This window comes from Gluconobacter sp. P5H9_a (assembly GCF_018812085.1).
Lineage (GTDB): Bacteria > Pseudomonadota > Alphaproteobacteria > Acetobacterales > Acetobacteraceae > Gluconobacter.
The window spans coordinates 221,680-243,213 of the sequence record NZ_JACRVW010000004.1 but is presented as its reverse complement, the minus strand read 5'-3'; the positions used below and the strand labels follow the sequence as shown (position 1 = coordinate 243,213).

20 protein-coding genes are annotated in these 21,534 nt (G+C 54.4%); 10 read left to right on the top strand and 10 right to left on the bottom strand.

Translation table 11 applies throughout. The annotated features are described in order from the left end of the window. Window positions 1-42 precede the first annotated feature (42 nt). Entirely contained in the window at window positions 43-1,620 is a 1,578-nt protein-coding gene (locus KP708_RS06570; protein ID WP_215749140.1) for an ABC transporter substrate-binding protein/permease, read from the bottom strand. Beyond that, on the bottom strand, window positions 1,620-2,411 hold the full coding sequence (locus KP708_RS06565) for an amino acid ABC transporter ATP-binding protein (protein ID WP_244974517.1): 792 nt from the start codon (window positions 2,409-2,411) through the stop codon (window positions 1,620-1,622). The genes KP708_RS06570 and KP708_RS06565 overlap by 1 nt, the downstream gene beginning before the upstream one ends. Window positions 2,412-2,575: 164 nt before the next feature. Between KP708_RS06565 and ccmA the strand changes: the two genes are divergently transcribed. The 4 genes from ccmA to KP708_RS06545 all read left to right on the top strand — a co-directional run bounded on the left by ccmA (window position 2,576) and on the right by KP708_RS06545 (window position 9,187). Beyond that, window positions 2,576-3,205 (top strand): heme ABC exporter ATP-binding protein CcmA, encoded by a 630-nt coding sequence (ccmA, locus tag KP708_RS06560; protein WP_064273745.1) that lies wholly within the window; start codon window positions 2,576-2,578, stop codon window positions 3,203-3,205. After that, a complete protein-coding gene (gene ccmB, locus KP708_RS06555; RefSeq protein ID WP_086634019.1) occupies window positions 3,202-3,867 on the top strand; it encodes a heme exporter protein CcmB in 666 nt (221 codons plus the stop codon). The genes ccmA and ccmB overlap by 4 nt, the downstream gene beginning before the upstream one ends. Before the next feature lie 240 nt (window positions 3,868-4,107). After that, the gene (locus KP708_RS06550) at window positions 4,108-5,730 is read left to right on the top strand and encodes a Hint domain-containing protein (RefSeq protein ID WP_215749141.1); all 1,623 of its coding nucleotides are present in this window, start codon (window positions 4,108-4,110) and stop codon (window positions 5,728-5,730) included. A 151-nt stretch (window positions 5,731-5,881) separates the two neighbouring features. After that, window positions 5,882-9,187 carry a S41 family peptidase gene (locus tag KP708_RS06545; RefSeq protein ID WP_215749143.1) on the top strand — a complete coding sequence of 1,102 codons (3,306 nt, stop codon included), beginning with the start codon at window positions 5,882-5,884 and terminating at the stop codon, window positions 9,185-9,187. Between the two features lie 48 nt (window positions 9,188-9,235). Here the strand turns inward: KP708_RS06545 and KP708_RS06540 are convergent, their stop codons facing one another. Then, a complete protein-coding gene (locus KP708_RS06540; RefSeq protein ID WP_215749145.1) occupies window positions 9,236-9,766 on the bottom strand; it encodes a cytochrome b in 531 nt (176 codons plus the stop codon). A 125-nt stretch (window positions 9,767-9,891) separates the two neighbouring features. On the opposite strand from KP708_RS06540, the gene KP708_RS06535 reads away from it, so the two are divergent. The 3 genes from KP708_RS06535 (at window position 9,892) to KP708_RS06525 (ending at window position 12,305) form a co-directional block, all read left to right on the top strand. Next, a complete protein-coding gene (locus tag KP708_RS06535) occupies window positions 9,892-10,470 on the top strand; it encodes a YqaA family protein (RefSeq protein WP_046900041.1) in 579 nt (192 codons plus the stop codon). Between the two features lie 249 nt (window positions 10,471-10,719). Further along, entirely contained in the window at window positions 10,720-10,932 is a 213-nt protein-coding gene (locus tag KP708_RS06530) for a hypothetical protein (RefSeq protein ID WP_215749148.1), read from the top strand. Between the two features lie 5 nt (window positions 10,933-10,937). Beyond that, window positions 10,938-12,305, top strand: coding sequence for an MFS transporter (locus KP708_RS06525; protein ID WP_215749150.1), 1,368 nt, complete (start codon window positions 10,938-10,940; stop codon window positions 12,303-12,305). 89 nt (window positions 12,306-12,394) lie between these two features. Here the strand turns inward: KP708_RS06525 and KP708_RS06520 are convergent, their stop codons facing one another. Beyond that, on the bottom strand, window positions 12,395-14,320 hold the full coding sequence (locus KP708_RS06520; protein WP_215749455.1) for a transglycosylase SLT domain-containing protein: 1,926 nt from the start codon (window positions 14,318-14,320) through the stop codon (window positions 12,395-12,397). 210 nt (window positions 14,321-14,530) lie between these two features. Beyond that, complete coding sequence (locus tag KP708_RS06515; RefSeq protein ID WP_198150443.1) at window positions 14,531-15,337, bottom strand: uracil-DNA glycosylase family protein; 807 nt, start codon at window positions 15,335-15,337, stop codon at window positions 14,531-14,533. Window positions 15,338-15,391: 54 nt separating this feature from the next. Between KP708_RS06515 and KP708_RS06510 the strand changes: the two genes are divergently transcribed. From KP708_RS06510 to KP708_RS06500, 3 genes are read left to right on the top strand one after another with little or no spacing between them, the layout of a single operon-like run. Then, complete coding sequence (locus KP708_RS06510; RefSeq protein ID WP_215749152.1) at window positions 15,392-17,155, top strand: tetratricopeptide repeat protein; 1,764 nt, start codon at window positions 15,392-15,394, stop codon at window positions 17,153-17,155. After that, complete coding sequence (locus tag KP708_RS06505) at window positions 17,152-18,048, top strand: 4-(cytidine 5'-diphospho)-2-C-methyl-D-erythritol kinase (RefSeq protein WP_215749154.1); 897 nt, start codon at window positions 17,152-17,154, stop codon at window positions 18,046-18,048. Before KP708_RS06510 ends, KP708_RS06505 begins: the two co-directional genes overlap by 4 nt. A gap of 15 nt (window positions 18,049-18,063) precedes the next feature. After that, window positions 18,064-18,462 carry a hypothetical protein gene (locus tag KP708_RS06500; protein ID WP_252347247.1) on the top strand — a complete coding sequence of 133 codons (399 nt, stop codon included), beginning with the start codon at window positions 18,064-18,066 and terminating at the stop codon, window positions 18,460-18,462. A 7-nt stretch (window positions 18,463-18,469) separates the two neighbouring features. Here KP708_RS06500 and KP708_RS06495 read toward each other — a convergent pair whose 3' ends face one another. Genes KP708_RS06495 through KP708_RS06475 form a run of 5 tightly spaced genes read right to left on the bottom strand, consistent with a single transcriptional unit; the run spans window position 18,470 to window position 21,514 of the window. Then, window positions 18,470-18,796 carry a hypothetical protein gene (locus KP708_RS06495; protein WP_215749156.1) on the bottom strand — a complete coding sequence of 109 codons (327 nt, stop codon included), beginning with the start codon at window positions 18,794-18,796 and terminating at the stop codon, window positions 18,470-18,472. Between the two features lie 4 nt (window positions 18,797-18,800). Next, on the bottom strand, window positions 18,801-19,196 hold the full coding sequence (locus KP708_RS06490) for a response regulator (RefSeq protein ID WP_202206336.1): 396 nt from the start codon (window positions 19,194-19,196) through the stop codon (window positions 18,801-18,803). Continuing rightward, window positions 19,193-20,269 carry a chemotaxis response regulator protein-glutamate methylesterase gene (locus KP708_RS06485; RefSeq protein WP_305798408.1) on the bottom strand — a complete coding sequence of 359 codons (1,077 nt, stop codon included), beginning with the start codon at window positions 20,267-20,269 and terminating at the stop codon, window positions 19,193-19,195. The genes KP708_RS06490 and KP708_RS06485 overlap by 4 nt, the downstream gene beginning before the upstream one ends. Beyond that, window positions 20,266-21,096 carry a protein-glutamate O-methyltransferase CheR gene (locus KP708_RS06480; protein WP_215749158.1) on the bottom strand — a complete coding sequence of 277 codons (831 nt, stop codon included), beginning with the start codon at window positions 21,094-21,096 and terminating at the stop codon, window positions 20,266-20,268. The genes KP708_RS06485 and KP708_RS06480 overlap by 4 nt, the downstream gene beginning before the upstream one ends. After that, window positions 21,086-21,514, bottom strand: a complete 429-nt coding sequence (locus KP708_RS06475) for a chemotaxis protein CheW (RefSeq protein ID WP_215749160.1) — start codon at window positions 21,512-21,514, stop codon at window positions 21,086-21,088. Before KP708_RS06475 ends, KP708_RS06480 begins: the two co-directional genes overlap by 11 nt. Window positions 21,515-21,534: the final 20 nt, after the last annotated feature.

Here is a 21,534-nt window from a genome sequence, read left to right as displayed (position 1 = left end):
TTTTTTTAATTCATAGAACGAGGCGTCTTCCATGCCTCCTAGTCAGTGGTGACCGATATTGCCGCCCATACCGCGGCCCATGCGCCGTTCTGCCATACGGGCCAATCTCACGAACGGTAGCCCAAGCAGAAGATAAGCCGCACCGACCATCAGCCCTGTTCCGAAATAATCGTAATAGGTAGATGACAGACGGACATAGGTCTGACTGAGTTCCGTCAAGGTGATGACGGACACCAGCGAGCTGTCTTTGAGCAACGAAATAAAGTCATTGGTCATGACCGGCACAACCGTACGGAATGCCTGCGGGACCACGACCAGACGAAGCGCCTGCCAGTGCGTCATGTTCAGGGCGATAGCGGCTTCCATCTGGCCGCGGGGGACAGACAACAAACCCGCACGGTAATTCTCGGCTTCATAGGCGGCGTAATTGAGACCCAGTGACAACACGCCTGCCATGAAGGGAGACAACCGGATGCCAAAGGCTGGCAGCCCATAGAAAATGAAAAGAACCTGAATCAGCAGCGGTGTGCCGCGGACAATTTCAACATATAGCCCCGCCACAAGCCGAGGGACCGTCCCACCATAATGCCGCGCCAACGCAAGAAGCAGGCCCAGAGCGACCGCAATCACCATAGCGAGCGCTGAAACGGCTAGCGTCATCAAGGCAGCTTGGCCGATCAGAGGCAGGAACCCGACATACCGGTGAACCAGAACTTTCCAGTTCCCACCGGTCGTGCTGGCCATGGCGGCCCGATACCGGTCCCATTCCACCGGGGCAATAGCCGGATGGGTATGGTCCCCCGTGTAATTCTCCATTAACGGAGTCCACAGGTTCCAGCGTGCCAGAATCTGGTGAAGTGTCCCGTCCTTGATAAGATCTCCGAGGGCGGCATCCACCTGATCCCGCAACGCGCGGCTACCAGGCGCAAACGCGATGCCATATTCCATGCTGCCGATCGGTTCGCCCACCAGCTTCATGTCATCGGATATGCTGCCGTAATACAGGGCGATGGGCGCATCCAGCAGGATCGCGTCCAGTCTTCCGTTCCGCAGATCTGAAAAGGCATTTGTCTCTTCTTCATAAGACCGGATCGTAGAGCCACCCTGCCGGCGCAGCATTCGCTCGGCTGTAGTGTCCTTGATCGTGCCAATCTTATGCCCTTTGAGAGCCTCCAGCGTGTCGAGACCCGTTTCTTCCTTGCGAAGAATGATCCGCTCGCTTGTCACATAGTAAGGACGGGAGAACAGGACCGCCGCTTTATGCTCCGGCGTCATTTCAATGCCGTCTGCAACCATGCTGTAAAGGTCACGCGACAGGCCGGGAATCAGGCCATCCCAGTCATTCTGAATGAAACGCGCCTTGCGGTGCATTTTCTCCGCGATGGCATTGACGAGATCGTATTCGAACCCAGTCATCCGGGATTCATGCTCGGGATCATGAAACACGTAAGGCACATTGGCCTCACCATCCGAGGCCCAGGGCAAATCGGTGTTATCCCGAGCCCCCGGCACGACCAGAGCGTCAGGCGCGGATGCGACAGTCGCGTCAGCCGCTACGGCATGAACGGAGGGTGCCAGCACGAAAGCCAGCGCCAGAAAACACGCAAAAAACTTGTTCATCACAGGAGCGTCCGCAGGAAGCGCCGTGTGCGCCCCTCTTTCGGGTTGGCGAACATCAGGTCTGGGTCACCGCTTTCAACGATCTCACCAGCCTCCACATACAGCACGCGATCCGAGGCGGCACGGGCAAAGCGCATGTCATGCGTTACGACAAGCTGCGTCATCCCATCATCATCCAGATCCCGCATCACCGACAGAACTTCTTCTGAAAGTTCCGGGTCGAGTGCGGATGTCGGCTCGTCGTACAACATGACAGATGGCTTCATGGCGAGCGCACGGGCAATTGCCGCGCGCTGCTTCTGGCCGCCCGAAAGACTGTCCGGGTAGCGGTCTTTAACACCCGCCAGGCCCACTTTTTCCAAAAGCGTACAGGCAGTCGCCTGCGCCTCATCCCGTGAGACACCTTTCACGCGCATCGGCGCCATCATGACGTTATCAATGACGGTTCTATGAGGGAAAAGATTGAAGGCCTGAAAGACCATGCCGACATGCGCCCGCAAACGATGGGCCTGTGCCTCATTGGCGCGCGTCCAGCTTTTGCCAGTGCAGGCGAGTGTCACATCTTCAATACGGACAGTTCCGGCGTCAGGATGCTCCAGAAAATTGAGGCACCGCAGGAACGTGGACTTGCCACACCCTGACGGTCCGATAATCGAGATCAGCTCGCCACGTTCAACATCAAGTGACAGACCACGAAGAATTTCATTGCCATCAAAAGACTTGGCGATCCCGCTCGCCTGTAACACCAGATCAGTCAGTTCCAGACATCCCTTAACAAGACGTGTGATCATTATACCGTTCAGCCCTCTTAACGGACCTCGCACTGGCTATCGAGACCTTTCCTGCATGCGGGAATGAGAATTCACCAGATTGCAGCTTTTCAGACGCCCCCTTGCAGTTCCCGCGCTCAGAGGGTCTAAGCTGATGAGACCGTGAACCGGACAGAACGCTTCCCATGACGACCCAGCCGCCCGACCCGACAACACCTTCCGTGCTTCTGGATGTCAGGGATATTACGGTTTTCCGTGGAGACCGGCTGGTTCTGGATGATGTGAGCCTTTCGCTTGCTCATGGCGATGCCATGATACTCACCGGCCCGAATGGCGCCGGAAAATCCACCCTTCTCAGAACAATCGCGGGTCTTCGCAAGCCAGACGGCGGCACGATTGAGCGCTATGGAGCACTGGCATGGCTGGGCCATCAGGATGCTCTCAAGCCCGGCCTGACGCTGGCGCAAAATCTTGCCCTGGCCGATCGCCTGGGCAGCGGAAGCATGGAAGACGTGTTGGAAGCCCTTGATCTGGCATTCCTGACTGACCTTCCAGCACGCCTCCTGTCCTCCGGCCAGAAACGCCGGGCGGCTTTCGCACGCGTCATGCTGTCAGGAGCACCCCTTTGGCTTCTGGACGAACCGACCGTTGGTCTGGATGTGGCGAGCATCGAACGGCTTGGAGCGATCATGGCCAAACACCGTGACAACGGGGGCGCCATGATTGTTACGACGCATGTTCCGCTCCCTCTGGACAACACGCGTTCGCACGAACTCCCTTCCCTTGCTCACGCTGAACCGCTTTGGCTGTCATGACCGCTTTCTTTGCCCTGATCGACCGTGACCTGCGACTTGCCTATCGGTTTGGGGCGGATACGCTCGCGTCCCTGCTCTTCTTTATATTGTGTGGCAGCCTTTTCCCTCTGGCCCTTGGTCCCTCACCAGATCTGTTGCGTCATATGGGGCCGGGCATCATCTGGGTCTGTGCACTGCTCGCATCGCTGCTCCCGCTGGACAGACTTTTCGGCTCCGAACTGGAAGATGGCTCACTGGATCTGCTGATGCTCACGGGCCTTCCAGCGTATGCCGTTGCATTTGCTAAAATGATTGCTCACTGGCTGACAACTGGCCTGCCTCTTCTTGTTGCAGCTATCCCGCTTGGCATCATGCTGGGCGTAAAAGGGAGCGAACTCCCGCTTCTTTTGTTCGGGCTGATGCTTGGAACGATGTGCCTGTCCCTGATGGGTGGCATGGCCGCCTCAATCGTGTTGGGGGCGCGTCGTGGTGGCGTTCTTTTGCCACTCCTTGTTTTGCCTCTCGCAACGCCGGTACTGATTTTCGGTGCGGCTTCGTCCTATGCCGGGCAGCTTGGTGCATCATCAAGCGCCGGATTCGACCTTCTGGGAGCATGCCTATTTGCAATGCTGCCTCTTTGCCCACTCGCAGCAGGCTATGGCCTCAAATCTGCAGTTGGCTGATTTTTAATACGTTAATTTCCTTATTTAATTGAGTTTTTTTCGCTTGAGGCTTCGCAAGAGTCTCAACGGGCGATCCATAGTGCCGCCTCCGGTCCATTACATACTGTTAGAATTTTTCAAATCATTATTGACTGTTAGTTTTGTTCCAACTTATTGATGCAAATAAGTCATGACCTCTCAGCGCATCCAGTCGCTGATACGGCAAAACAAGCATCCTTTTTTGATTGGAAAAAAAATATCGTGTCTAATACAATAGACTGGTCAAACATTCCCCAAAGCGGCGGCGATATTGGAACAGATGGTCAGGAGACCATCGTTACTGGTCACCCCAGCACGGCCGTGAACAGTCTCACCATCCATGGTACCGTTACGCTAGACAATAACCAGAATGTGGAGGTTCAGGGCCTCACAATCGGCAGTGCCGCGAAGCTGGTTATCGCCACTGGTACCAACTTCAAGATGAATAACAGCACCCTGCCTGCTGGTACCATCAAGGTAGATGGTGGCTCCTTCACGAACACCAACGCTTACAGTGCTTCCGGCCCGCTGACGTTTGAGTTCGGGGCCCCGGAGGCAGGGAGTGCCGTAACAGTCAACGCATATGCTACGAACGTGAGCTTCAGCAATGTTGCGCCCGGCGACAAGATCACCTTCGTGAACTCATATGGCGCTGTGAAACTTGTTGATGCAGGAAACGGCGTTGTTAAGGTCACAAATAGCAACGGTCAGACTCTCAGCACTCTTTACACTGCCAAGAACCCACAAGGGAGCTACTACAAGGCTGTAGACTTCAGCTCTTCAAGCACCGGCAACGATTCAACCCTAACGTGCTTTTTGACGGGCTCCCTGATCCGCACCCAGGATGGTGAAATTGCTGTCGAGGCTCTGCGGTTTGGCGACAATGTGGCCGTATATGTTAATGGCCGTGAGGAAATTCGTCCTGTCACCTGGGCAGGCCATCGTCACATGACTGTTCGTGCTGGCGCTCCTGCTGACGAAGCGGGATACCCGGTTCGCATCATGAAAGATGCCATCGCATCCGGCGTACCCCACACGGACCTGCTGGTAACCCCGGAGCATTGCCTGTTCCTTAATGGGAAGTTTATTCCGGCTCGCATGCTGGTGAACGGTCGTTCCATCCATTACGACCTGAGCATCACGTCATACGATTACTTCCACATCGAGACGGCAGATCACTCGGTCATCATGGCGAATGGCCTGCTCACCGAGAGCTTCCTGGACACCGGAAACCGTGGCAGCTTCCAGCAGGACGGAAACGTCTTCAGCATTGGTAGCAACGTCAAGAACTGGGCCGACAATGCCGCCGCACCTCTGACGACGGATCGTGCATCGGTAGAGCCTCTGTTCCGCGACATCGCAGCGCGCGCAAACATGGCCGGCCTTGAATCCGTTGTCGCCTATACGGTCCTGACAGAGGATGCAGACCTGCACCTCATGACGGAAGACGGAACCGTCATTCGCAAGATGCGTGAAACCAATGGCTACGCCATGTTCATGCTTCCGCAGAATGTCCACTCCGTACGTCTGATGTCCCGCACCAGCCGCCCGTCCGACATTGTCGGTCCGTTCGTTGATGACCGCCGTCAGCTTGGCGTGCTCGTTGGCCATATTGCTCTTTATGATGCTGGCAGCACCTCTGCGATTTCTACTCACCTGACGGAAAGCGAGCTTGCTGGCTGGAGCGTACAGGAAGGCAAGGCGTCTCGCTGGACCACAGGGAACGCTGAGATCCAGATCCCGAACCGCGCTTCCCATAGCATTGCCATGCTGGGTGTGCAGATCCTGTCCAACAGTTCCTACGTGCTGGAGACAGAAGATAAGGTCACGGCTCTGACTGCCTGATCCGCTTCTTCACGGCAGATCACGAAGCGCCAGCCTATTACGGGCTGGCGTTTTTTGTTTTCTCGGCATCAAAACGCACCTGCCGTCTCGACGGCGATATGAAACCGCAGCATCATTGAAGGACAGTTCATATCAAGAAGTCCTTCACATCATGCGGTTTTCCCTCCGACGTTCCCTTCTCTCATGCGCGGCTCTTCTGGGGTGCACCTACGGGCTGACCGCCCAGGCTGAGCCCGGTTACTTCAGGGAGCCATCAGTCACGGGGCAGACCGTTCTCTTTAGCGCGGAACAGTCAGTCTGGAGTGTGCCCCTGACGGGAGGCACGGCCCAGCGCCTGACCAGCGCGCCCCATGGCGCCAATGCCGTTGACCCGCAGCCTGTCCTCTCGCCCGATGGCAAAGAAATCGCATTTCTGGCGAATTTTGATGGGCCGACAGAGCTCTACATCATGCCAAGTTCTGGCGGCACGCCCCGACGCATGACGTTTGAAAACGCGCCAAAACTTCATATCGCCGGATGGGATGCTCATGCAGGCATCCTGTATTCCATGCCGGACGCGACCGGCCCCTATTATAGCTATAATGTCGCAGCTCTGAATCCAAAGACGGGTGCAAAGCACGTCTATCCGCTTGCCAACGTCAATGATGCTTCCATTAGCCCGGACGGTAAATGGCTGTATGCTGTGCGGTTCGGGCTCGCGGTAACAGGCGATCATATGCGGGCCTATCGTGGAGGAGCACTCTCGCAACTCTGGCGGTTTGATCTTCAGTCCGGAACCGAGGCCGAACGTATCGGCACACGCACAGCGAACCTCATTCGCCCCATGCCGTGGCGAGATCGTCTGATCGTCATTTCCGACGAAAACGGGCGTTACAACCTCTGGAGTACCGCCACAGACGGGACAGATGCCCGACAGCTGACCCATTTTACGGATTACAGCATTCTGGAAGCATCACTCTCAGGCGACCATGTTGTGTTCCGCAAAGGAGCAGACCTCTTTTCGCTTGATCTGACCTCAGGCGAGAGCCACCAGATCCCCGTTAATTTGGTCTCGGACAATGCACCTCGTGCACCGTACTGGCTGGATCGACCAACCCGCTTCACCACGTCGGAGACCATTTCTCCCAAAGGCGATGCTGCTATCTTCACGATGCGCGGCCACACGGTCGTGGCAGCAGCTTCCCCGCGGCGTCTGATCGTCCTTCCCACTCCGGACAATGTCCGCCTGCGCCTTGCCCGCGTAATGCCAGATGGAAAATCCGTCATTGCGTTCAGTGATGCTGGCGGAGAATCTGCACTATGGCGTTTTGCGGCAGATGGCAGCGGCAAGGGAGAAGCACTCAGCCAGCCATCCTCAACCGAACCTGTCGCTCTCGAAATCTCACCAGACGGAAAATACGCCGCACATACGGATCTGCTGGGGCGCCTGTGGTTGCTCAACCTTTCCAGCAAAGCTGAGAAGCTCGTTGATGATGCCACTCAGGACGGCACGAACGTTTTCGATTCCCTTTCATGGGCCGCAGACGGAAAGGCCCTCGCCTTCGTACGCACACGCGGCTCCAATCTGCGACGTCAGATTGCCCTGTATTCTCCGGAAACAGGACGGACGGAGTGGGTGACGAGCGATCGTTACGAATCCTATAGCCCAACCTTCTCCCCAGATGGGAAATGGCTGTGGTTCCTGTCTGATCGCACATTCTCGCTGGCTAACGGTTCTCCCTGGGGAGACCGCAATCTGGGACCGGCGTTTCCACATCGTACAGGCATCTATGCCCTCGCACTCCAGGCCGGAGAACGCTTTCCTTTCCAGGCGCCAACCGAGCTGGATCATGATGACAGCAAGGAAAAGAGCGACAAGAAAGATGAGAAGAAGGACGCTCCCAAGAAGCCTCTTCCCGCGTTTGAATGGAGCGGATTGGCAGATCGTCTCTATCAGGTTCCCGTCCCTGCCGCGGATTATCACGGGCTGGCAGCCGCCAGCGATTATCTGTTCACCGTGGATGGTGCGGACGATGACGCCAACCCTCTGAAGTCCATCCATATCGATAACAACGAGCACAAGATCGAAACCTTCTCTCCCAAGGTTGAAGATTTCAGCCTCTCCGCAGACGGCAAAACGATCATGACCGTGGCCCCTCGCGCGAAGCTGGCGCCCGAAGTTCTTCTGCTGCCGGTCGGGGCCAAGAAGCCTGATGATGTCGCAGGAAAAGCGGTCAGCTTTGACGGACTACGACTGCGCATCGACCCTGCTCAGGAATGGTCAGACGAATTTGTCGATGCCTGGCGCCTTCACCGTGATCATTATTATGACCGCGATCTGCATGGCGTAGACTGGAAAGCCGTCCGAGCCCATTTCGCGCCATTTGTGGATCGACTTGGAGACCGTGCGGATCTGGATGATCTGCTTGGCCAGATGGTTGCTGAAATTGGCGCCATGCACTCCCAGCTCCGGCCGGCACAAAGCCTCGAAGACCCGGCTGCGAACCTGATTGCCGGACTGGGCGCACAGATTACCCGCGAAGCAAAAGGCTTCCGCATCACACATATCTATAGAGGAGACCGCGATCTACCGGATCAACAGTCTCCATTGGCTGCTTCGGGCGTTGATGCGCAGGACGGAGATCTGATTGTTGCCGTGAACGGACAATCCGCCACCGACGAGCCCGACCTCTCTACGCTTCTGGCCAATCAGGCTGGAAAACAGGTTCTTCTGACCCTTCTGCGCAATGGCAAAGAACACAAAACAGTCGTAACAGCCGTAAGCTGGCGCAAGCAGAAGTCCTTGCGCGCACGGGACTGGGAAGTCAGCCGTGCTGATCTTGTGGATCACGCCAGTCATGGACGCATTGGTTATCTGCATCTGCAAGCCATGGTCGGCGATGACATGGAGGCGTTCGCCCGCGAGTTCTATGCCAATATCGACAAGGATGGACTCATTGTTGACGTCCGCGGCAATAATGGCGGCAACATTGACAGCTGGGTTCTGACGCAGCTCATGCGCCGATCCTGGATGTTCTGGAGCCGCTATGGCAACGCTCCGGCCATCGACATGCAACAGGCGTTCCAGGGCCATCTCATCGTGATTTCAGATGAAATGACCTACTCGGACGGTGAGACCTTCTCTCAAGGTATCAAGTCTCTCCACATCGCGCCGCTCCTTGGGGAACGCACAGCAGGCGCCGGTGTCTGGCTTTCGGACGGTGACCGTCTGATTGACAACGGCAATGCCCGGACAGCCGAGAATCCCTATTTCGATATGAACGGCCACTGGCTGGTGGAGAACAAGGGTGTCTCACCGGATATCGAGATCGAGAACATGCCGGTCGCCACCTTCAAGGGACAGGATCAACAGCTTGATGCGGCAGTTTCGTATCTGAAGACGCAGATGACGGATCATCCGCGCCCTACGCTCAAGGCTGAGCCTTTCCCGGTTCAGCAGCCTGCTTCACCGCAATAAGGCAAAATAGTCCAAGGCCTCTGCACATATCTGCAGAGGCCTTTTTATTCAAAGCATCATATCCATGACCTGATCCCGCCGGGAAAAACGGTGCATCAGCGCCGCCACACAATGTCCGGCAATCAGAACCCCCAAAATCCAGGCAGAAAACTGGTGCATGACACCCAGGATCGGCGCGAACAGCGCGGTTTTCTGAATGAGCGCCGGCAGGTGCACCGTCCACAGCATCTGGACTGGCGCACCATGGGCAGAGGCCATCAGCCATCCCGTGAGAGGCGTGGTCAGCATCAGAAGATAAAGACATCCCTGAAGCACGCGCGCCGCAATGCGCTGCTCTTCCGAAATAGTGTCAGGTAATGCTGGCGGCCGATGTGTTGCGCGCCAAGCCATTCTGAGAACAACCAGGATCACAACTGTCGATGCGATCTCCTTGTGAATGGAAAGCAGTTCTCCCTTCAAAGGAGAAGCCCCACGCGGCAACAGGCGCCCCGCATAGAATCCAATCATCCAGACCGGGATAATGATAGCAGCCATGCCCCAGTGAAACAGGCGGGCCAGAAGAGAGTAACGTTGGGGCACAGGGCATCCATTTTCAGAAAAGGAAGAGCTTTGTGCTTCCTTTACCCTGTTTTCCGAAGCAATGAATTTTCATTCAGTGACAGAGAAGGATAGGAAGACCGGATATTCCTCCACAGGACCAGACCGTGATCCATTCCCTCTATCGTCGCATCACCGACCTTGCTGCCTCACCCAAAGCCGTATGGTGGCTTATCATTATCGCCATGGCAGAAGCGTCGGTCTTCCCAATCCCCGTTGACCTGATGCTCGTTCCCATGATCCTGACGCGACAGGACAGGGCCTGGTTTCTTGCAACAGTCTGTACTGTTTCTAGCGTAATAGGTGGCGTGATCGGATGGCTGCTCGGCGCTTTCCTGATGAAGCATATCGGTATGCCCATCGCCCATTTTTATCACGCAGATGGGCGCATTCTGGCGTTGGAAGACCTGTTCCGCCGATATGGCATATGGATCATTTTAGGGAAGGGCCTCACACCTCTCCCCTACAAATTCGTCACACTGGCTGCAGGCGCGGCACACTTCCCGCTGCTGCCGTTCATCGCTGCCAGCATCACAACGCGCGGGGCACGTTTTTTCCTGGAAGCCGCCCTTCTCAAAGCCTTTGGGGAACCTGTGCGTGAGTTCATCGAAAAACGCCTGACAGTGATTTTGCTGATTCTTCTTGTGGTGATCGTTGCGGGCGTCGCGCTTGTTGAGCTCTTCTAACGAGATAGTCACACAAGATCATGCTTTATTGGCATAAAAAATAACACAAATACTATTTAAATATAACAGATTCATGTTATCGTTTCCGCGATCGTACTCACACGGTTATCGGTAACGGCTTTCCTGCAGGCATGCCTGCCCCGTTCTCCTCACGTCAGAATGTCCTGTGCGGATGACATGAGGAGAAAGGGACTGCCGGCCTCCGAACGACAACCCGAACGCATATTCCCGCTGTCAAAGGAGCTCGCCATGTTTAGAAAAGACCCTATCTTTAGCGCTAAACGTTTTAACATCCTGCCGCCCGCATCGCGCTCGGCAGGTGTGTTCAGTGGTATCGAAGCACAGTTTCTTGGACTGGCCTCCCCCGGGATCGTAACACTGCTTGGCCCTCTGGAAAGCACCGATCTGCCACCGTTGCCGTGTGAAGACACTCCATCCTCCCTTTCCCTCAGGAAGGCATGACATTCATGAGTGCCACAGAGCTTTCTCCACCCCATCAAGCAGTCATCACCAAATCCCGCATCCTCTGGGGCATGCCGGTGATGCTGCTGTGGGGTTATATCGCTGTTGCCCTGTACATGACGGGCGACGGCATCGAAGTTGCGTTCCTTGCCAAATACGTCACGCAGATCGGCTTTACGCCCAAACAGGCAGGAATGCTCTTCACCATTTACGGTGCAACAGCCGCCATTTCGAGCTGGCTGTCTGGCGTACTGGCCGAAGTTTATGGCGCACGCCGCATCATGGCGATCGGCACCATCTGGTGGGCGCTATGCCACATCGCGTTCCTCGGGCTTGGCCTCGGACAGCACTCCTTCCCGATGATGATGCTGTTCTATGGTCTGCGCGGCTTCGCGTACCCATTGTTCTTCTATGCGTTTTTCTTCTGGATCGTCCAGAAAACCCCAGATCATCGTCTAGCCTCTGCCATCGGCTGGGTCTGGTCGATGTTCACGCTGGGTTACGGCATCATCGCCTCCTTCCTGCCAAGCTGGACCATCCCCGCTTTCGGCTTCATGCCGACCCTGTGGATGTCTTTGGCCTGGGTTCTGGCTGGCGGCGCACTGGCATGCCTGACCATCCGCGAAGATCCGTCTGAGGCCAAGCCACTGGCAGCCAAGGTGTCCGTCAAGGAACAACTGATCGAGATCAGTCGCAGCCTGACGCTGATTGTTGAGAACCGCGATATTGCATTGGCACTCATCACGCGCGTCATCTGCAATCTGTCTCTCTTCGGCTTTCCGGTCATCATGCCGCTGTTCTACACGTCTTCGGAAGTTGGCTTCACCATGCCGCAATGGCTGCGGATCTATGGTGCGTTCTTCCTGGTTCAGCCTGTGACCAATGTGGTCTGGGGCCTCATTGGAGACCGGATCGGCTGGCTGCGTCAGATGCGCTGGTTCGGCTTTGTCGGCTGCGCAATGGCAAGCCTTGCCTTCTATTTCATCCCACACCTGATGCCCGGCAACATGTTCACCGCAATTATCGGTGCCTTGTTCCTAGCTTTAACGCTCAACGCATTTGTGCCCATGGGAGCAATTTTCCCCGCTATTGCGCCCGATCACAAGGGTGCCGCGGTTTCCGTGCAGAACCTTGGCGGTGGCCTGAGCAACTTCCTGGGCCCGGCACTGGCAACACTGTTTGTGACCGGCTACGGCACGCAGGGCGTCGTTTACATCTACGCAGCACTGTATCTGCTTGCCGCAGTCATCACCTGCTTTATCCGCCTGCAACAGCCCAAGGGAGCTTCCGCCATGGAGGTTTACTCTTCCGCCAAGGCGTCCGCGGTTCATGAAGAAATGGAAGATCTGGGCATCCAGACTCAGAAAAGCTGAGCTTCAAACATAAAAAAGCCCGGCACTCAGGCCGGGCGATTTTCTGAAGAGACCTCGCATCAAAACGCTGATGCGAGGTTTTTTTATTCTTAGTTCAGCGCCATCTGCTCATGAGCCAGAGCCTGCTCCGCGCCAAACGATGGCCACTCGGAATGCGTCAGAGCTTTCAGAGACGGCGAAGAGAGCCCCATCTTATGTGCATACAGCCACGTGTAGGTCAGGGCGCGATGCACATAGTCACGCGTTTCCGTGTTGGGCAGCGTTTCCATAAAGAACAGCGGGTCATGCAGATCTGCCGTCTGCGCACTTTCCCAGCGGGCGATAGCGCCAGGCCCTGCGTTGTAAGACGCCAGAACCCGTACAAGATCCCCGCCCTCAGGGCGCGCCGACAAAGATGTATGGCTCGACTGAGAGGCCAAATACAGCACGTAAAGCTGACCAATCTCCAGATTGGATGACGGGTTGTGGAGGCGGTTTACCATGTCAGGCGGCACGGGAATAACAGCCATCCCATGGGCATCATATGTCTGGTGATGCAGGGTGATGAAGCTTGCCGTGATCGGCCGGATTTGCATCAACCCATGCGCACCCGCCCCGGATGTAGCGGCAGCATCGAAATTCGATTCAACGCGCGTGAGGGCATAAACCAGAGCCGGGTTCATCCGGAAGCCATGGTTCGGCTTGAGACGGGGCATCGGCAAATCCGCACCAGCCGCTTGTGGCCGGCTCTCCCCATTCATGATGAGCGACGCAAGCTGTTCGGACAGATCTTCAAATCCGGCAGTCTGGGCAACCAACTGCAAGGACCGGGACCGGGCACTATCAGGCGCCACGTCCGTCCACATCCGTCGCATCAGCGCCTCAGCGCGTGCACGCTCCCCAATCTGAAGCAGGGCAAACAACTGTCGACCCTGCGGAAGCGCACTGATGGCCTCGACGTCAATTTCCCCAAGAACCGGAACAGGATCACGGAGCGTGATTTCCGTTACGCTGTCTGGCAGGCGGGCATGCCCCTTACGGCCAAGCTCCAGTGTCTGAGCGGCGAGCATCCCATAAAATGTTTCGTGATGGTTCGCTGCACGATGGAGCCAGGACACGTATGCCGCCATTGCGTGACGGCGAATTTCTGCACGTGCAGCCCAGAACGCTGCGGCAGCATGAAGCTCAGGCGATGTTACTGGAGCATTCGCCGCCGATTCAAACAGCTCATATGCCGCATCAAGATGACCCTGACGCCAAGCAGCCAGACCAGCGACATAAGCAGGAAGACCAACCTGATGGCCTCCTCGCTCGAAGCCGGCGCAACCATGACGCAGCGCGCTCTGAGCATCTCCCTGTGAGAGCAGCCCCAGAGAAATTTCTCCGTAAAGCTGCCCTGCATAGGCAGGGGTCATGCCAGGCGTAATATCCACAAGGTGCAGTGCACTGGCTGCGCCCTTCACACCCTGCATCACCCGCTCCTGAACCGTACGATCCAGAAGAGGATTACGCGTGAAGGCATGCGCCAATGGGTCCGCGGGGGAACTATTGGGCAGGTGGACAGTTTCAGGACGATCTTCAGGCGCCAGAGACCTCACAAAATTCTGGACCTGAACTGAGCCTGCCGGAGCAGTCCTTACCAGAAGCCCCTGAATTGCAGGTGCGTCCGGTTGGGTTGAATAGTTCTTCAACCAGTCACGGAGCTGGTCCGCCCCCGGATGAGCACCAGGCGCAAGATAGCGATCTGCCAGAACATCGCCCAGCAGGACGCGATCCGTAAGCAAACGCGTCTGCTCTATGGCTTCTTGCAGGTCACCACGACGCTGCGCCTGCAGGATCAGACGATATCGACTGGCCATAGTGGCCGTCAGAGGGTGTGGCAGCGATACAATGCCGTCCCCACCGAGGCTGGGACGGGCTTCTGCAAACGCTGTTTCATCGCCAGCATGGTCTGGCTGAGGCGGCAAAGTCTGCACACCGTCAGCACGCACCGGGGAGAAAGTTCCACCGGTCAGAATCAGCACACTCACAAGCAACGCTCGCGCCGTGCCACCTGAGATGAAAGGGGTAATCCTTCGCATAGCCGCCGGGTGCTACCCGGTTTCTGGCACGCTGGCAAGTTTTGGTTAACCAGAACAGAACCTCGGACTAAGCGATGATATCGTCACACACTGGAACAATCCAGTGGCAAACACCTGTTTTCGAGTAGTTTTTTGCGTTTTCGCGAAGTTTTTTACAGGCTTAAATCAGGACTTATTTAGTTCTGTATTTTCCGCACCCAATCGCTCCATCAAAACCAGAAGATCCTGCCACGCATTCCGGCGTGCAGCAGGGCTGGCAGCGAGTTGTAACGGGTGTCGCATAGGCAACAGAGCAACCGGCGCATCCAGCTCGGGAATCCGAATTTCCGTCCATTTGCCACGCAGCCGATTCAGCATAGCCTGATCCCCCAGAAGCAGCCGTAGAGGCGTCACACCCATCGTCACCAGAAACGGTGGTCGGCACAGGGCGATCGTTTTCAACAGCAACGGACGACAGGACCGCATCTCCTGATCCGTTACACCACGCCCTCCTGGCGGCCGCCATGGAACGGCTGGTGCCATTGACAGCACCGAGCGTTCCAGCCCCGCAGTCGCCAGCATTCGATCCAGAAGCTCACCGGCACGCCCCGCAAAAAGTTCTCCAGAGCGATCTTCATCCGCGTCCGGCGTCTCTCCGATCAGCATGAAACGAGCAGCATCGACAAAAACAGGCTTGAGCCGGTGCGTTGCCGTCCGCGCCAGAAACAGATCATCAAGCGTTTCGCTCGCCCGAATCAGGGCCGGCAGATCACGTGCCTGTTCCAGCCCGGGCGATACCGGCGCAGGCGACGGCACTTCCCTGGGTAACGCTGGTCGGGCGTGTAAGGTGTCCACTCGGGCAGGCAGACTCCGAGGCACATCAGAGAGGCGGTCAATCGTCTCTTCCGAAAGAACCTCGTCCACACCCCAGTCATATTGCAGCTGTAGCGCGGCAAGCAGTTCTGCCCGGCTCGGAACAGGCTGGGGTGTCATGAAAAATCCGTTCAGGTTGGCGTATGACCACATGCGGTCTAGAATTGACCCATTATGCAGATCACGCGCGGCTGGCCCAGATCAATTCCGGTTTTTTCGCACTCGCTTCGCGCGGGTCTCTCGGCACTTCTGCTGGCGGGAACCCTCCTGCCCTCAGCATTTGCTGCCCCTCCTCCGGAAACAATGCCCGCCATTGATCCTGGGAAATCCCTGACCGGATGGCTGCTGGCGTCGAGCGTCATGATGCAGCGCGGAGAGATCGACGCTGCCTATAACGCGCTTTCACATGTCCTGACGTTATCTTCCCGCGATCTGAAGCTGCGCGAAGATGCTCTGCGCTACGCTGCCATGACCGGACATGAAGATGAGGCTGTGACGTTCGCCAAAACGCTTCCAGCCAGCGATATTGCCACCCTCGTCCTTGCTCAGAACGCAGTTACTCAGAAATCCTGGACGGAAATGCGCCAGACCCTGAGCCGCAACAACCATCGAGGCCCTCTGGTCTCTGTTGCAACGCCAGTTCTTCTGGCATGGGCGCAGGCAGACGAAGGCCATGTCGAGCAGGCACTCTCCACCCTCAACGCTGCTGCGACCTTCGCCCCTACACGCCGCCTGTACCAGTTCCATGCCGCGCTGATTGCAGAGCGACTACCTTCTCAACATCAGGCCGAACTTCTCTATCAGAAGACTGGCAACAGCCCCGATGATCCGCTGACGCTCCAGATTCTTTACGCCCAGATTTATGGTGGCTGGCTTGAAAATCAGGGCCAGCATAAGGCAGCACTTGATGCCGTGGCTGCGCTGGGCGTGAGTTCCCCTCTCGCCTCCATGATTATTGGACCGCTTCAACACAACCTGAAAAAACGTCCTCCCCTTTCTCCCTCTCAAGGTGCGGCAATTCTGAACCTGCAACTTGCCCTGATGATCACGGACGTTATTCAGCAGGAAGGCATTCCTCACGATCCGGCCATCATCGCATTGCAACAGGCCCTCTACCTTGATCCCACCCTCACGGTTGCACGCATTTTCCTTGCCGATACTTTCCGTGACGGCAATCAGATCTCGAAGGGCCTTGAGACACTCAATTCGGTTTCCAGCACGGACTCTCTGGCAGCGCTGGCTGCTCAGGAACGAGTCAATCTGGCCAGCCGCTCCCACGATCTTCCACTTCAGGCCGATGCGCTTCATCGCGCGCTGACCCTGCTTCCGGGTAACCCGCAATTTCTGGTTCAACTGGCTGAAGTTCAGGATCAGATGGGCCATCATGCCGAGGCGATTGATCTTTATACGAAAGCTCTAAAAGCCTCTCCTCCGCGCACGGAGATTGCCTGGCCCATACTTCTCGGTCGCGCCATGGCCGCCCAGGAAAACGGAGACTGGGCCATGATGCAGGAAGATATGCACCATGCGCTGGAACTCGCCCCTGACCAGCCCGAAGTTCTCAATTTCGTCGGTTATGCCAGTATCGAACACGATATTGACCAAGACCACGCCCTGCAGTTGCTCAAGCGCGCGGTGGAACTCCAGCCTAACGACCCCTCTATTCAGGACAGCTACGCCTGGGCCCTTCTCAAGGCCAAAGGTGACCTGAAAACCGCGCTGCCCATTCTTATTCAAGCTGCGGAGCATGCCTCGAGTGATGCCGAAATCGGCTATCATCTGGGGGTTGCCTATTGGTATCTTGGTCGCCACACGGAGGCTCAGGACCAATGGAACCAGTCTCTGGATGACAATCCGCAGCCTCAGGATCGCACTCTCATTCTGAATGCCCTCCAGCAGGGCGGCCCACATCTCAAATCATTCGAACAGAACAAATGACCCGTCTTCAAGATACCGCCCACGCCAAGATCAATCTCTATCTGCATGTCACGGGGCGGCGGCCTGACGGGTATCATCTGCTCGACAGTCTCGCAGTCTTCGCCGGGGCAGCCGACACAATCAGTGTGGGAGAAAAGTGCGATCGGTTTTCTCTGTCCATTGAAGGGCGATTTGGCAAAGGCCTTGAAGCCGACGACAGCAATCTCGTCCTCAAGGCAGCTCGAGCGCTTCAGGCAAAAAGCGGCTCTCATGACGCATACCGGTTGACGCTGAAGAAGGATCTACCTGTCGCATCAGGTATTGGCGGCGGCTCAGCGGATGCCGCGTGCACGCTGCGCATCCTGTCACGCGTCTGGAACGCAACAGAGTCCGATCTTTGCACACTTGCAGAACCTCTTGGGGCCGACGTTCCCGTCTGCGTTCGTCAGCAAGCGACACGCATGGAAGGGATTGGGGAAATTCTGACCTCAGCACCAGAAATGCCGAACGGCGGAATTCTGCTGATTAATCCAGGCGTTGGTGTGTCAACGCCCGATATCTTCCGCAGCTTTGCCGCAATGGGGGGTATCGTCCAGCGTACAAAACCGGTGCTACCCAGCCAATGGTCGTCAATGCGGGACCTTGTGGATCTATTACGGCAAACGGCGAATGACCTTCAGGCGCCCGCGATTGCTCATGCCCCGGTTATTTCTGACGTTCTCACTGCGATTCACAATCAGCCAGATTGCCTTCTTTCACGTATGAGCGGGTCAGGTGCGACCTGCTTTGGCCTCTTCCCGACCCCACAAAAAGCCCGCGAAGCAGAAGAAGCTCTTACCCAAACTGCTACACGCTTGGGTTGGTGGACATGGAGTGGTCCATTCCATCAGAGTTCTCCCGTTGGAACCCCCTGAAAAGAGGCGCTCGAGATGACTAATAACCCGCGCATGCAGGTAACCCGCTCAGAAGACGGGCAGAAGATCATCCTCTCCTTTTTGGATGGAAGTGGCCTGACCGGTGACATTTCGCTGGATGAAGCCCAACTTACCCAGTTGATTACCAGTCTCGGGATGGCCCGCACCGCGCTATTAGAGAAACGCCCTCCAGCGCCCATTGAAGGTGCCCGCTTCGCTCCTGTTTATAAAACGAACTGGGCTTTACAGATTGATGCCTTGACTGAAGGGTCCTTACTGGCCTTTCAACACCCTGCATACGGTCCCGTCGGTTTCGTCTTTACCCCCTCAGACGCGGAACAACTTCTCCGTGGCCTACAGAAGCATCGGACAATGGTTCATTCTCAGCCGGGAGACGCTAGTAAACCAAGCTAAATGGACACTAAAATAATTCTATATCAGCGCCAGGAGCATATGAGGCAATAGGACGCCCTCTGAGCAATCCGCGAAGGTGAGACAGCGTCAAATGTTCAATCGCGCGGTCAGAAATTTGCACACTCTGCACATCTGACTGCATTGAAAGGCGATGACACAACACGCTCATTTGCTCCAATTCCTGCATCAGAACATCCAGTCCCTGCAGGGAAGTACCCTCTTTTTGGCAGCAAGCATCAAGCATAATTGCCTCAAGGCTCCTGCATTCTGAGAATGCTTTCGCGTACTGCATTGCCATTCCTTCCAGTAAAACAGCCAGCTCGACCTGAGCCATGGGGTCAAGCTCCACAGATTGGGCCAAACACTGCCTCGATCCGAGATTTTAACGAACTCGTTGTAAAAGGCTTAGCCAGAAAATTATTTACTCCAGCCGAAATAGCCTGCTGCACCAACTCTTTGTTCGCTTGGCCCGTCAACATGATGAACCCCGTTTTCCCAAACGCAGGCGAAGAGCGAACTGCCTTCAACAACTCCAGACCATCCATATCTGGCATATTGAAGTCTGATATAATCAGATGCGTTGCATTAGCCTTCAGATGGTCAAGAGCCTCCAGTCCGTTACGGACCCCAGAAACTTTGACAAAGCCTAATTGAACAAGACTATTCCTCAACAACGAGCGAATAGATGTCTGATCATCCACAAGAAGAACAGACATGGATGAGGCAGAAATCATTGATAATTCTCCATTGCATGCCGCTCAGCTAGCCGCAAAATAGCAGGCCCGATTTCACTTAAGGGAAGTTGCGTTTCCACAGCACCGCACTCGAATGCGGCTCTCGGCATACCGTAAATGACTGACGTCTGTTGATCCTGGCCGATCGTTCGGGCGCCCGCCTCTCGCATGGCCAATAGCCCTTTAGCGCCGTCAGCTTCCATCCCTGTCAAAATCACGCCAACGGCTTGGGGACCAGCGGCTTGAGCCACAGAGAAAAAAAGAGCGTCAACCGAAGGTCGATGACCATTCCTCGGGGGCTGGGAAACCAGACGGCAAACATAAGAACCAGTTTTTTCGGCCTGAGAAATTTCTGTATGTGCCGGCCCGCCCGGTGCAATCAAAACTTTCCCACGTTCCAGTCGGCAAAAATCCTTAACTAGACCAACTTGTGGGCGTGAAATTGAATTCAGGCGTCGAGAAAAGTTCTCCGAAAACTGCTGTGGCATATGCTGCACAATTACCGTAGGCGGGCAGTCAACCGGGAAACTTTCCAGCACTTCAGAAAGCGCTTCAACCCCCCCTGTAGACGCGCCAATTGCCACAATGACGTTTTGGGCCTCCTCTTCAATTAAAGGAGCCTTTGCATGTCCTCCCGGTCTACAGAATGCCGCCTGAACCACAACGTCTGCCAACCCAGAGAAAGAGTCTTCTCCATGCAGTACAGGTATTTTGGAGAAGCACCGTACAGCACCCATCTGGCGCGCCCGCTCTGTGATTTCTCCATAAGGCGACAAAAGACTGGAGACCATGACGACTGGCATCGGACGTAGGCGCATGATCTTTTCGAGAAACTGCAAACCGTTCATCCCCGGCATCTCAACATCCAAGGTTAATACATCTGGCTTTAACCTGACAATCAGATCTCGTGCCTCCAGTGGTGTACTTGCAGTTCCTACCACTTGAACCCGTTTGTCTTGCTTCAGCGACAGCGTTATGAGCGCTCGACTTGTCAAAGAATCATCTACAACCAAAACTGAAATTGGTTGCCGAGACGACATAAAGTTTGAAACTTTGTAATCTAACCGTATCATAAGACCTTTTTGTACGCATTCGTTCCAATGGGCCGAAGTCCTAACTCTTGAGAATTTGGTATTCGCTCTGAATGTCCAATATAAATCTCACCATTAAGATGAATTCGGCTAGATAACCTCTTCCAGAGAAGATCTGTTGTTTGTTTGTCAAAATAAATTGAAACATTCCTACAAAAAATCGCATGAAATTTTGATCGAAATGGCCAATCCCTTGTAATATTTAATATTTTAAAGGTTATTAAGTTTTTGATATTCTCCGACATAGAGAACGTATCTGTATTGTTTACACAAAATTTGTTAAATTTTTCTGAAGGAATTTTGGGAGCCTGATTTTTACAATAAATTCCGCTTCTCGCCTTCCCGATCATTTCTTGATCGATATCAGTACCAAGAATTTTAATTGTTTTTGAAGGCAAGCCACTCAACGACTCAACTGCCGTCATTGCGGCAGAATACGCCTCTTCTCCACTAGAACATGCAGAAGACCAAATACGAATTTCTTCGCCTGAATAAGCTTCCCTATAAAAATCATGCCGCAAAAGTCTGTCTAAATAATTAAAATGTTTCTTTTCTCTAAAAAATTCAGTTACATTTGTTGTAATGTCAGAAATTATTTTTATCCTTTCATCATTTCCTCTCCTGGAATTAATAAATTTATAATAATCCTCAATACCATTAATATTATTATCCATTATTCTACTTGATATTTTTGAAATAATAAGATTATTTTTTCTTTTTCCTAAAGAAATTCCGGTTAATTCCTTAACCATTTTTGAAATAAGAAAAAATTCGTCTTCTCTTATTAAGAATTTATTTTTAGTCTCCATTGATACAATCTTTTATGAACAACGATTCATCTATTTTAAAAATATTTCTATTATCTAAATTAATAATTCCCTCGAAAAAAGAACAATTTTCATTTAAATTTAAGTTAGAAAAATCTTTCAAATTCTCCTGTTCAAAATCTAATATTTCTAAAACGTCCTCCACAGAGAATGAAATTATTTTATTATTTCCCTCCACAACGATAATTGCTTTTTTTTCATGTTTCATACCAGAAGCATTAATTTTTTTCGAGAAATCAATCAAAGGAATGACAGATCCACGGATATTAATGATGCCTTCAAGAAACTCTGAAGAATCTGGGACAGGTGTCGAATTAATCCAATTTCTTATTTCTTTTACGCAACGTATATCAATGGAGTACTCTTGATTGTTCGATGAAAAAATCAAAATTTGCGACATACTTCCTCTTACACCTCGTC